Annotated in this window: 13 protein-coding genes; 3 read left to right on the top strand and 10 right to left on the bottom strand. The window is 56.3% G+C overall.

Going from position 1 to position 12,114, the window contains the following annotated elements:
- Nucleotides 1-16: 16 nt before the first annotated feature.
- Nucleotides 17-307 carry a co-chaperone GroES gene (groES, locus tag AL01_RS00415; protein ID WP_077395316.1) on the bottom strand — a complete coding sequence of 97 codons (291 nt, stop codon included), beginning with the start codon at nt 305-307 and terminating at the stop codon, nt 17-19.
- Between the two features lie 320 nt (nt 308-627).
- Between groES and AL01_RS00410 the strand changes: the two genes are divergently transcribed.
- The gene (locus AL01_RS00410) at nt 628-1,416 is read left to right on the top strand and encodes an SDR family oxidoreductase (RefSeq protein WP_077395315.1); all 789 of its coding nucleotides are present in this window, start codon (nt 628-630) and stop codon (nt 1,414-1,416) included.
- Nucleotides 1,417-1,490: 74 nt separating this feature from the next.
- Here the strand turns inward: AL01_RS00410 and AL01_RS00405 are convergent, their stop codons facing one another.
- Nucleotides 1,491-2,387, bottom strand: a complete 897-nt coding sequence (locus tag AL01_RS00405; RefSeq protein ID WP_077395314.1) for an S-methyl-5'-thioadenosine phosphorylase — start codon at nt 2,385-2,387, stop codon at nt 1,491-1,493.
- 261 nt (nt 2,388-2,648) lie between these two features.
- Here AL01_RS00405 and hemF point away from each other — a divergent pair, with 261 nt between their 5' ends.
- Nucleotides 2,649-3,554 (top strand): oxygen-dependent coproporphyrinogen oxidase, encoded by a 906-nt coding sequence (gene hemF, locus AL01_RS00400; RefSeq protein WP_077395313.1) that lies wholly within the window; start codon nt 2,649-2,651, stop codon nt 3,552-3,554.
- A gap of 89 nt (nt 3,555-3,643) precedes the next feature.
- Here the strand turns inward: hemF and galE are convergent, their stop codons facing one another.
- From galE to AL01_RS00360, 8 genes are all read right to left on the bottom strand, one after another.
- Nucleotides 3,644-4,633, bottom strand: a complete 990-nt coding sequence (gene galE, locus AL01_RS00395; RefSeq protein WP_077395312.1) for a UDP-glucose 4-epimerase GalE — start codon at nt 4,631-4,633, stop codon at nt 3,644-3,646.
- A gap of 47 nt (nt 4,634-4,680) precedes the next feature.
- Complete coding sequence (locus AL01_RS00390; RefSeq protein WP_077395311.1) at nt 4,681-5,478, bottom strand: ABC transporter ATP-binding protein; 798 nt, start codon at nt 5,476-5,478, stop codon at nt 4,681-4,683.
- Between the two features lies 1 nt (nt 5,479).
- Nucleotides 5,480-6,526: a FecCD family ABC transporter permease gene (locus AL01_RS00385; RefSeq protein WP_408735429.1), complete on the bottom strand. Its 1,047-nt coding sequence runs from the start codon at nt 6,524-6,526 to the stop codon at nt 5,480-5,482.
- Nucleotides 6,527-6,563: 37 nt separating this feature from the next.
- Nucleotides 6,564-7,703 carry an ABC transporter substrate-binding protein gene (locus AL01_RS00380; protein ID WP_077395824.1) on the bottom strand — a complete coding sequence of 380 codons (1,140 nt, stop codon included), beginning with the start codon at nt 7,701-7,703 and terminating at the stop codon, nt 6,564-6,566.
- A gap of 157 nt (nt 7,704-7,860) precedes the next feature.
- Nucleotides 7,861-8,436 carry a Smr/MutS family protein gene (locus AL01_RS00375; protein WP_241502634.1) on the bottom strand — a complete coding sequence of 192 codons (576 nt, stop codon included), beginning with the start codon at nt 8,434-8,436 and terminating at the stop codon, nt 7,861-7,863.
- Nucleotide 8,437: 1 nt separating this feature from the next.
- Nucleotides 8,438-9,283, bottom strand: a complete 846-nt coding sequence (locus AL01_RS00370) for a DNA-methyltransferase (protein WP_077395309.1) — start codon at nt 9,281-9,283, stop codon at nt 8,438-8,440.
- Nucleotides 9,280-10,518, bottom strand: coding sequence for a murein transglycosylase A (gene mltA / locus AL01_RS00365; RefSeq protein WP_077395308.1), 1,239 nt, complete (start codon nt 10,516-10,518; stop codon nt 9,280-9,282). Before mltA ends, AL01_RS00370 begins: the two co-directional genes overlap by 4 nt.
- 94 nt (nt 10,519-10,612) lie before the next feature.
- Nucleotides 10,613-11,308, bottom strand: coding sequence for a Tim44/TimA family putative adaptor protein (locus tag AL01_RS00360; RefSeq protein WP_077395307.1), 696 nt, complete (start codon nt 11,306-11,308; stop codon nt 10,613-10,615).
- A gap of 275 nt (nt 11,309-11,583) precedes the next feature.
- Here AL01_RS00360 and secB point away from each other — a divergent pair, with 275 nt between their 5' ends.
- Nucleotides 11,584-12,102 (top strand): protein-export chaperone SecB, encoded by a 519-nt coding sequence (gene secB, locus AL01_RS00355; protein ID WP_077395820.1) that lies wholly within the window; start codon nt 11,584-11,586, stop codon nt 12,100-12,102.
- Nucleotides 12,103-12,114 lie beyond the last annotated feature (12 nt).

Below are 12,114 nucleotides of genomic sequence, written 5' to 3'. Positions count from 1 at the left end.
AGTTCTGGAAAGTGGCTCAGCCAACGATCCCCAGAATGTCGCTCTCTTTCATGATCAGCAGGTCTTCACCAGCGATCTTCACCTCAGTACCGGACCACTTGCCGAACAGGACACGGTCGCCAGCCTTAACATCCAGCGGTACAACCTGGCCCTGCTCATTGCGAGCACCGGAACCAACAGCCAGAACTTCGCCTTCCATCGGCTTTTCTTTGGCTGTCTCAGGAATGATGATGCCACCGGCGGTTTTTTCTTCACCGTCCAGACGGCGGACCACTACACGGTCGTGAAGGGGACGAAACTTCGTCATGGATCACTCCATTCTAGGCTGGCCCTTCTATAAAGCAGCACAGCCGGGTTATTGCGCTCATTTCAGCAGCGCACCAATAAACTCCCCGATCACACGGGGCGAGTGAGAGATAGTGATGGCCCCTTCCAGCGTCAAGAACTCACCCCCCTGAGGTAGCTGACATTTTTAATCGTTCTTACCTGAAAATTTTATCGTTTTAATATGTAAGACCTATCATAGTGCCTTTACCGCCAAACCTCTTGCTCCGGGCTGTGAATGAGGTGAAAACTGCTTCTACCGCCCCTGAAGGGGCATCCCCCCAGAGGACAGGAGAGTCCATCATGGAACTGCATCTGCAAGGACGATCGGCTATCATCATGGGAGGAAGCCGAGGCCTTGGGCTAGCCATTGCCCGATCACTAGCTCGGGAGGGTGTCCGCCCCTGCCTGCTGGCCCGTGATGAAAACAGGCTACGGCAAGCCGCCCACGACCTCGCCGCCGAAAGTGGCATCACACCACATTGGTATGCCGTGGATTTTTCAGAGCCGAACAGCGTACAGACCTGCCTAAATGCCCTACGGGACATTGTGCCAGAAACAGACATCATCATCGGCAATGGCGGCGGCCCGCCTCTGGGGCCTGCTACGGCATGCGATCCAGCACTCTGGCAGAAAGAAACCGCCACAATGCTACTGCCTGTCATGCAGATGACAGACCAATATCTTCCGGGCATGAGGCAACGGCAATTCGGGCGGATCATCATGGTGTCTTCCACCAGTATCGTAGAACCCATCCCCAACCTTGTCCTCTCCAGTGCTTTACGCTCTGCACTGGCAAGCTGGGGCAAAACACTGGCTCGAGAGGTTGCCCATGATGGCGTGACGGTTAACACACTTCTGCCCGGCCGTTTTGAAACAGACCGCATCACCTCACTAAATGCGATACGGGCGGAAAAAGCCGGCATCCCCCTTTCTGAATTCCGTAGGCAGAAAGAGGATGGCATTCCCATTGGCCGTTATGGACAACCCGAGGAGCTCGGCCACATGGCCACTTTCCTTGCCAGTCCACTGGCAGCCTACATTACTGGCACCTGCATCCCGGTTGATGGAGGATTGCTTCACGGTTTCTGAGGCCCCCCTATACAAAAGGCCTCCCCGCTAACTAGCAGGGAGGCCTCTTTTCATAAGTCGTTCAGACGCTCTGTTCAGCCAAACAGCACACGTCCAGCAACGGCATCCAGACGAGCCAGAACGGAGAAGTCTCTGGCTTCCGGCGGAGTGATGATGGCGTTGTCCAACGCACGCTCGGCAGCACCAGGCCCCGTGCAGATAGGCCGAGGCTTACCAAGAGCAGGAATAGCACGGCGGACAAGCTCCCGTGCGTGTTTGGAGTTGCTCTTCATGGTGCGGACCACAGCCTCTACCGTGACATTCTCATGCTCCTCATGCCAACAGTCATAGTCTGTTACCATAGCGACCGTGGCGTAGTTCATCTCGGCTTCACGGGCCAGACGGGCTTCCGGCATGTTTGTCATGCCAATGACGGAGGCCCCCCATGAGCGGTACAGCTCACTTTCAGCACGGGTAGAGAACTGCGGCCCTTCGATCACAACATAGCTACCGCCTCGTGCAACGGTGATCCCCAGCTTCTCGGCCTCATCCGCCAGCGTGCTGGCCATGCGGGCAGAAACAGGCTCGCCCATACTGACATGCGCCACGCAGCCTTCCTCAAAGAAAGTACGAGGGCGGCCCTGTGTCAGGTCGATGAACTGGTCCACCAGCACGAAATTACCCGGTGCTAACTCTTCCTTCAGAGACCCCACAGCGGAGAGAGAGATAATATCCGTCACACCGGCACGTTTGAGGGCATCAATATTCGCACGATAATTCAAACGGGATGGCGGAATGGGGTGCCCACGGCCGTGGCGGGGCAGGAACACGCACTTCACACCCTCCAGCGTGCCGAACAGCAGCTCATCAGAGGGAGAACCCCAGGGAGACTCACAACGGCGCCATTCCCGGTTTTCCAACCCATCAATCTCATACAGGCCCGAGCCCCCGATGACACCAATGACGGGCTCGATCGTCTTGTCTGCTACCATAAATCCTCACTTCATCCTGCCTCGACCCGGTCGCCGCTCGCAGGCACTCTATCCCGCACAACCCTTCCGGCAGTCTCTCATCAGATAGCGGAGACTGTTTCAGAAGACCAACCCAAAAATCAAGGGAAAGACCTGTCTCGCCTTTTTACAGCTGCAAGAAAAGTCAGTAAGCCAGACAGACGCTTTTAGCTTATGAACAACCATGGTCCTCTCGGAAGGCCGCGTTACTGAACTCTACCACATCATGATCAGGAGAGGCTCATGTCGTCCACATCCCCCTTTACCCTCCCAGACGTCCCTCATGCTAGCCTGAAGGATGAAGCCCAAAACTGGTTCAAAAGTCTGCGGGACAGGATATGTGCCGCTTATGAGGCCCTAGAAGACGAAGCCGCCAACAGAGAGTCTCCCATCCTGAAAGGGCATGAACAGCCGGGGCGTTTCCAGCGGACATCATGGGATCGGCCTGAAGGCGGCGGCGGTGTCATGTCCATCATGAAAGGGCGTGTTTTTGAAAAAGTGGGCGTAAATATCTCCACGGTTTGGGGCGAATTTTCACCCGAGTTCCGCAAAACTATTCCCGGCGCAGAGGAAGACCCACGATTCTTCGCCACGGGTATCTCGCTGGTGGCCCACCCCTGCAACCCGCATGTCAGTGCGGCACATTTCAACACCCGCATGATCATCACCTCCAAAGGTTGGTTTGGTGGCGGTGGGGATATTACCCCCATGTTCCCCACACATGCAGAAGCCCATGAAGACGCCGCAGAGTTTCACCGAGCTTTTCAGGCAGCCTGCGACAAGCATAACCCGGAGTATTACCCCCGCTTCAAAAAATGGTGCGATGACTATTTCTTCCTGAAGCACCGCAATGAGCCCCGGGGGCTGGGAGGTATCTTTTATGATTGGCTGGACAGCCAAAACCTCGCCAATGACTTCACCTTCACCCGTGACGTAGGGGAAGCCTTCTTGAACAGCTATACCGGGATTGTCCGCAAGCGGATGTTCACGCCATGGAGCGATGAAGACCGACTAGCCCAGCTCCAACGGCGTGGACGGTATGTGGAGTTCAACCTCCTTTACGACAGAGGCACGCTGTTCGGTCTGAAGACGGGCGGCAATACAGATGCCATCCTGATGTCCATGCCGCCGGAAGTCATCTGGCCATAAAAAACGACCGCCAGAAGGAAGAATATGGGATGTCCCGTTCCAGACCTTCTGGCGGCACTAAAATCTAGTCTGCCCTGCACCCACACAGGTCAGTCGTCATAGCCCTGCGGATGTTGTTCTCGCCACCGTAAAGCGGTCTCAACAATCTGATCAAGTTCTAGAAACTGCGGTGTCCACCCTGTATCAGCACGCAATAGAGCGGGGTCAGCCACTAACTGCGCAGGGTCCCCATCCCGCCGAGGGGCTGCCTCCCATGGCACGTCCCGACCGCTTACTCTCTCGACACTGGAGATAACCTCCAGATTTGAATAACCCCGCCCGGTACCAACATTGTAGCACACACTACGCTCATCAATCTGATCAAGTGCCTTAAGATGAGCATCCGCAAGGTCACTAACATGCACATAATCCCGGATGCAGGACCCGTCATGGGTGGGATAATCCGTACCAAAAAGCCTAAGAGCAGGCCGAAGTCCTAAAGCGGCATCAATGGTTAAGGGGAGCAGATGGGTCTCTGGCTGATGGTCCTCACCGGCTCGCCCGGCGGGGTCCGCACCTGCGGCATTAAAATAGCGCAGACACGCACTCCGTAGGCCGTAAATCCTATCTGCCCAATGCAGGATGCGTTCAATCATGAACTTGCTTTCCCCGTAAGGAGAGCCGGGTTCAACGGATGCAGTTTCAGAGATAAGGCTGGGGCAGTCACCCGCCCCTCCGAACAAGGCGGCTGTTGATGAGAAAACGAACTTCCTCACGCCATGCGCCACGCAGGCCTCAACGAGATTGAGGGTGGTAAGGCTATTGCGCCGCAAATAGTAAAAAGGCCTCTCCACACTATCGGCAACCAAGGAGAGCGCAGCAAAGTGCAGCACCCCATCCCACGGCCCCTGCGCAATAATGTCCAATGTAGCCCCATAATCCACCAGATCAACCTGAAACAAAGGCACATCAGGAGGGACGGCAGAGCGATGGCCCGTACTCAAGTCATCAAGAACGGCCACCTCATGCCCTGCATCCAGCAGAGCCAGCACAACATGACTACCAACAAAACCAGCACCACCCGTGACCAGATAACGCATTAGAGCCTCTTATCCATACATGCACTGTAAAGAGGCAACTGACCGTATCAGGCACTGTCCCCCATAATACCGTCCACCAACACATGGGGCAGCCCACGGGGGCAAACCTCAAGGCGGGTCTGGACACCGTAGACCTTCGCCAGAACCGCTGGCGTTGTAACGGCCATGACCGCTCCCTGTGCCACAAGCTGGCCATCCCGCATATAGACAACATCATGAGCTCGTTGCAGAGCTATGTTCAAATCATGAACAACCAGTAGCGTCACGATATGACGTTTTCGTGTTTCACGCCGGACGACATCCATAACGGCAAATTGATAGCGTAAATCCAACGCACTCAATGGCTCATCCAGCAACAGCATGGCCGGGCGGCGGACCAGAGCTTGAGCCAATCCCACCATCTGCCTCTGCCCACCAGACAGCTCATCCATGTAACGCAGGGCTAGTTGGCCAATGCCCAATTCCTCCAGAACATCCGTGCTTTCCCGCAGGGCACATTCAGCAGAGACAGCCTCCCCCGCACGGCGGGCAACCATCACAGCCTCAATCACCTGAAGATGAACAGCGGGCGGAAGGCTCTGCGGCAGATAGGCTGCCAGTCTAGCCCGCTCCCCTACGCCAAGCTTGGAGAGGTCCTGCCCAGCAAGGCGGATATGTCCCTCTGCACGGGTCAAGCCAGCGATACCCCGCATCAGCGTGGATTTGCCCGAGCCATTCGGCCCCAGCAGAGCCGTCACACGTCCTGCCCGCATAGGAGCAAATGTCATGTTATGCAGCACCTGCCGCCGCCCATAATGGACGCTGATCCCCTCGACCTCAAGCTGATGTGTCGGACAGTTCACCATCTCAGGCCCCCTTTCTCAGAACCACAGCAAGGAAGAAGGGAATCCCCACCAGAGATGTGACGATCCCAACCGGAATCACGACCCCCGGAAGAATATTCTTGGCAGCGATAGAGGCCAGCGACATGATGAGCCCCCCGCACAACGCCGAACCGGGTAGATAGAAACGGTGATCCTCCCCCAGCAGGCGGCGAGCAATATGCGGTGCCACCAACCCCACAAAACCAATCGTCCCCACAAAAGACACGGCCAGAGCGGACAACATACTAATACGCAGCAGGGACATCATCCGCAGACGTTTCGTATCAACGCCATAACTGGCAGCTCTGTCCTCCCCAAGGCGCAGAGCTGTCAAAGCTGGAGCAGACCGGAAACAGAATGGCAGAACCAGCAGGCAACCAATGCCCATGACGGAGATCTTGCCCCAGTCAGCCCGTGTCAGGCTCCCCATCGTCCAAAATACGAGGTCCTGCAACGCATCTTCATCAGCGATGAACTGCATCAAGGCCACAAACGCATGGAAGGTAAAAACCAGCGCAATGCCGAACAACACCACCATAGCCGTGGAATGGCCCCGAGCCCGGGCTACCAGCTCCAAAAGGCCAGCAGAACCTACGGCAAACACGAAGGCATCCAGCGGCACCATCCAATTCTCTGGCACATACGGGATATGCCAATGCAGCACGATAGCCAAAGACGCCCCAAAGGCCGCAGCAGCAGACACGCCGAGCGTATAGGGACTAGCCAATGGGTTATCCAGAACCGTCTGCATCTCCCCGCCAGATATCCCCAAAGCCACCCCGACCAGAGCGGCCATCAGGGCATATGGCAAGCGGATATGCCAGACGATAACAGCATTTGTCCCGGAGGAAGGATTAAGAAGGGCATGCAACAAAGCCGAAGGGCCAAGCCCAGCCGGGCCAAGGGAAAAGTCCAGCAGGATGGAAAAGAGAATCAAGCCTGCCAAAAGACAGAGAAGCCCCACCCTGTGGCGGGTCAACTTTACATAAGATGCCTGTATACCTGTCAGCCGTGCAGCAAGGCGGGCCATCTCGGCTGATGACCCGCCTGTTGTAGTCTCTCTCTCTTTAGTGGGCATCCGCCTTAATCCAATACGTCCCGCTGTTAGGCATCACTGTAAAACGGCTCTGTATCAGACTGCGGTCGGCGTCCGGATCCAGATCCTTGAAACGTTCGGGATAGAACCATTTAGCCATGACCTCAATGGCAAGAATGTTGAACGGGCTGTCATAGAATGTATGCCAGATGCCATAGGCACGCCCGTTACGCACGGCACTCAACCCGGCAAGTTCCGGTGCTTTCAGGAGAGCTTGCAGGGATTCCTGCGCCAATTCCGGCGTTACCTGAGAGCCCATCTTCAGTCCCGGCCCGCTGTTACCGGGCCCCCGTGTACCATCGAGGATCAAGACATCCGGGTCCTTCGCAATGACCATTTCAGCTGAAACATCGCCAATATAACCCGGTAGAAGATCAGCCGCGATATTGCGGCCACCGGCAGCCTCGATGAAGGCCCCCATATTACCCCGCCCGGCCGTATGACAGCAGCTTTGCCGTGCCCCGGCCAGCATATTGATAAACACGGCGGGACGTTGATTCTCTGGAATGGACCCCACAACAGACTGAATGAGCTTCAACCGGCTTTCATAAAAATCAGTATAGGCTTTGGCTTCTGCCTCACGTCCGAGAGCCTGCCCGAGAATCAGCATGCTAGGCACGGTCGTCTTTACCGGGTCCTGCCGGAAATCCACAAACAAAACGGGAATATGAGCCGCCCTCAGACGAGCCGTGACATCACCAGCCTGCCCCGGCCCGTGACCGGTCGTGCTAAAAATGGCAAGGTCTGGGTGTAGGTCCAGCACCTTTTCCGGGCTGATCGTATCGGCAGTCGTCCGGCCAATCACGGCCACCTTGTCCGCCTCCGGGAATGTCTTGAGCATCTGCTCGTAATTCTGTTTATCGGCTTCCCGGAATTCGCCCTGCCACCCTACGATGCGGTCGAAAAGATGTCTGCCTTCCAGCGGCTCCAGAGCGTAAATCAACCGCCCTTCCCCCAGAATGATACGCTGAGGATGGTCGGGTACGGATACAACCTCCCCCGTGATATCACGCACATCTTTTGCCTGAGCCTGATGGACCGGCACTGCACTGCTCGCCAAAGCCGCCAGCATAACGCCAGCAGGGCCGAACAGGTTCTTCAATGAAACCATGATGTTACGCCTTTCCCCAGAAAGATCACCCCGCGAGGATACCATATCCCCTGCCGGACGAGACTTCCTATCTCAATTGATAATCATTCTCGATACGATTTGTTATAGAAAACCTCTTCCGCTTCTCCAAGGTCGGAATGGCTTTCCTTTCACACCTCTAGCGTTTTTTCCGTAAAAGAAGCCGTAAAGCTCCCTGATTGCCCTGATGACTATGCACCACCCCCAGCACCATAGGGGCAATATCTGCTCTGTGCAGCCAATGGGGCAGCTCCCGGCGGATACTGCCTCCACGGGCACCACTGCCCAACCCTGTAACAATCTCAACACAACGCCAGCCCATGACACGGCTACGCTGCATGAAGCGATGAAACTCCTCAAACGCTTCCTGAACGATATAACCATGTAGGTCGAGCCGGGCATCAACCCGAATCTGCCCACGGGAAAGGCGACGCCACTGCGTATCATCCAGACCGGGCGCACGAACCCCGACATGAGGGGCGGGACGAACTGGCGTTGATGCCCGAGCCGGTGGAGCACCCCTCACCAGTCGCACAGTCACCATGCCCGTCATCCGTCCCCCTGCTGGCTGGCGTGGCGATGCACCCGCTCCCTGCCCGGGTGATGCCTCAGCTGGTGCTTTCGCCGCATCCTTCCGACCACGCAGAGGTGCTACGCCCTGTACAAAAGCACGCCATAATGCTGCTTCATCATCACCGAGAATCCGTTTTGCCACCTTATTGCGTCCCGTCTTCCATCAGTGCATCGGTACCATCACCCTGCGCTATCATGGCACGCAGCCGTTTGCGTGCAAACCGGACATAAGTCGTATCCGCCTCAATCCCGATGGAGCGTATCTTCAACGACTCTGCGGCAATAAGGCTCGTACCTGTCCCCATAAACGGGTCTAGCACTATCATATCCGGTTTCACCCCATGCAGGCGGATGCAGCGTTCTGGCAGAGCAACCGGGAAGGTTCCCGGATGGCTGTAGCGGGCCTGCCGACTCCGAACTGTCTCGTAAGGAATGAACCATGTATCCCCCCGGCAGCGGCGATCCTCCCGGTGCTGCCGGCGATGAATATTACTCTTATCCGTGAATGGCACACCCGCACCGAGCCTATCCAGCTCCACATCACCTTGTTTCGTCAGATGGAAAATATGTTCATGGTTCCGGTTGACGTAACGGAGGGAATTGACCGGCTTAAAATGCCCATGCGTAACCTCCCCTACCGCCACAGATTTAATCCATGAAATATGGTTCTGGAGGGTAAAGAGCTTTCGCAACCGGACCATCAACTCGAAGGGCAGCCACGGCTGTGCGGACGACCCCGCAATATTGAGGAAAAAAGAGCCATCATCCCGCATGACACGGGCCACCTTGGAGCAAATAACCTCCATCCAGTCGAGGTAACTCTCCTCAGACAGGCTGTCTTTATAGCTCCGATAGGCCAAGCCAAGATTATAAGGGGGGGATGTCACCACCACATCCACACTACCGGCGGGCATGCGCCGCATGACACTCAGGCAATCCCCCCGGATGAGCGTATGCATCCCCAGCGTCTCACGACGCGCACGTATCATCTGGCCGTCTGCCCTACCCCTGCTGGAATGCTCCCAGCCACGGTAACAGTTGGCTGGTCCTCCGCCCTTTTAGCTTCAGGCAGCGGAACCAGAACCATCATACGGCCATGATTCTTCATATCTCCGGCAATATTTGCGGCTCTATCGCCCCAGCCAAGGAAGAGGTCCCCTCGTGCGGCACCTCGTATGTCACTGCCTGTATCCTGTGCAAAGACCATCCGTGACCACGTCACAAAACGCCCCTGCGCATCCTTTCCACTAATATCTACCCACACGGGCATCCCATAACCGATGAACCGTCTATCCACGGCGAGAGAGCGTTGCGGTGTCAACGGCAGGCCAAAAGCACCTGTCGGCCCTTCATTCTCTGTGCGCTGCGTACGACGGAAGAAAACGTAACTTGGATTTGCCTCCAGAATGGCAGTCGCCTGAGCCGGATTGTTAGCCAGCCACTCCCGGATGCTCTGAGCATTGACCTCTTCCGGCTTCATCAGCTTGCGTTTGATCAACACACGACCAATCGGAACATAAGGCTGCCCGTTGCGTCCATCATATCCAAGAAACACCTGCTGCCCATCTGGCAAACGCAAACGGCCAGACCCCTGCGTCTGTAAGAACAGCAAATCGACCGGGCTTTTCAACCAAGCAATTTCGAGGCCTTTGCCCTCCAAAGAACCTGCATCAATGGCTGCTCGGTCATCATAAGGACGGAAAACGGAGTTTACCCAATGGCCATATTCCAGTTCGCCATTCTCATTCCGGCCCCGCAGAAGGTCCTTCGGGCGACCATAAACGGGAATCTGATACTCACCACCCCGTGTCAGTGAGGCCGGAACTTCCGGGTCATAATAGCCTGTGTAGAAAGCGTCCTGCTTTACAAAGTAAGGCTGGAACCAGCTTTCAAAAAACTGTTTCGCCTCTGCCCTATTGGTAGCCTGTACGGAAGACACTGCCGTGCAGACATTTTGCCAATCCTTCATGTTACGGCCGTAAGGCAGGGTTTTAGCACCCCCAAGGGATGCATCCGCTGGCAGATGGGCAATGCGTAAACATTCCATCCTCACCATACCAACAAGCCCGGTATGGTCCTCGCTCTCCCACCCCGACAGCTGCCCAAAACTAACGGGCGTGATATCCACCTTCCCCATCGGCACGCCGGGCATACACCCGGACAGAGCCAGCGCCATCAAAGGGGCTAATATCGGACCAGCAGAGGAGAAACAGCGTTTTATCATAACAGAGCCACCCGCCCCGGTATGAACAGTACCGGGCCTTCATCATACCCGGCCTCCCCGTACGGGAGACCAACCTTATCAGAGCGGGGTAGCCTCACTCGGCCTCTGTTGCAACCACCTTCCACTGGCCATTTACACCCTGTTCAAAGCTCCAGCGGTCACGGAACTCTGTCAGAGCTTCCGTCCCCTCAACGAGGGTACCCTGCTCGTCCCGGCAATAACTAACCTGCCACGACACAATGCGAACACAGAGGCGGCAGACATCACTACCTTCACCCGCCGCAACGGCAGACACATAATCCAGCCGCTCAATACGCCGTAGCTCCAAATGCACCTGCTCTTGGCGTTTCTGCCGCTCCTCCAGTGCATGACGGAAAGCAGCCAACACATCAGGGGCCAACACCTTCTCCAGCGTGGCGACATCAGCGCAAGCAAATGCTTTAACGGTACGGGCAAAAATATCCTCAGCCTTCTTGAGGAAATATTCGGCCGAAAACCCGTTGATGTCCGTACCGACTCGGACAAGCGCCTGCCCAAGCTGCGTATCAGCCTGCGGCAGCCCGTATTCTGTCGCTTTTTGCTCTACCCCAGAGCGACCGGGCAACGGCGGGGGCTTGGGGGCCTCTGCTACGCCTCCTTCCTGCTTCCTGCCAACTGTTTGAGCGGTCGGCATCTGCTCCTGCCGGATGGCCTGTGCCCCCATACGGCGCCCCAGAACAAAAAACACGGTACTGCCCACCGCTACAGCTAGCAGAGCCCAAAAAACGATATCCCAAGGGAAAGCCGTCATCTTACGTCCTAATCATCACATCCGGGCACAGACCTGCGCAGCCCTACCCGTACCATGCCCTAAAGGTAGGATGCTCTAGCAGCAATCTCAAGACTTCCCGCCATATCCTGCCTTATTGGGGAGACAAAGGGGCCTCCCTGCTTGGCCCCTTCCCCAAGACATGCTACCGGCTGAGAGGACACGCTCATGCAGGGTATAGGCCTTGTCCCCCGTACTGGCGGACAGCTTCTCCCGCAGGCATATTATGCAGGCACATTCACACAAGGATGATTCAGATGCCCGATACAAAAAACCCAGAAACCCCGCAGGACAACACACCACCATCCCTGCCGCTGGCCATCAATTTGCAATACACCAAGGACCTGTCCTTTGAGGTCCCCCGTGGTGCAGCTACTTTCACGTCACTTCAGGCCCCGCCGCAGGTTAACGTGAATATTGATGTGCAGGCCAATCGTATCGAACAGGAACAGTCCATCTACGAGGTCACGCTGATCATCCGTACCGAGGCGACTGAAGCCCCGCTGGAAGGCAGCAAGGAGCCGGGGCCTGTCGTCTTCATCGCAGAACTCGCCTATGCCGCTATCGTCACGCTGGACAACCCACCGCAGGAAATCATCGAACCGATTCTGCTGGTGGAAGTGCCCCGCCTGATCTTCCCCTTCGCCCGGGCCATCATCAGCGATGTGACACGGGATGGCGGCTTCCCACCGGTTGCTCTCCAGCCAATCGATTTTGCCGCTCTGTGGCAGGCCAAGCAGGAGCAAAACTTCCCTGAGCCAGAAGGCGAAGCCTGATCTACAGGCCAT

Source organism: Bombella intestini, from assembly GCF_002003665.1.
GTDB classification, from domain to species: Bacteria; Pseudomonadota; Alphaproteobacteria; order Acetobacterales; family Acetobacteraceae; genus Bombella; species Bombella intestini.
The sequence above is the reverse complement of the archived record's forward strand: the minus strand, read 5'-3'. Positions and strand labels throughout refer to the sequence as shown.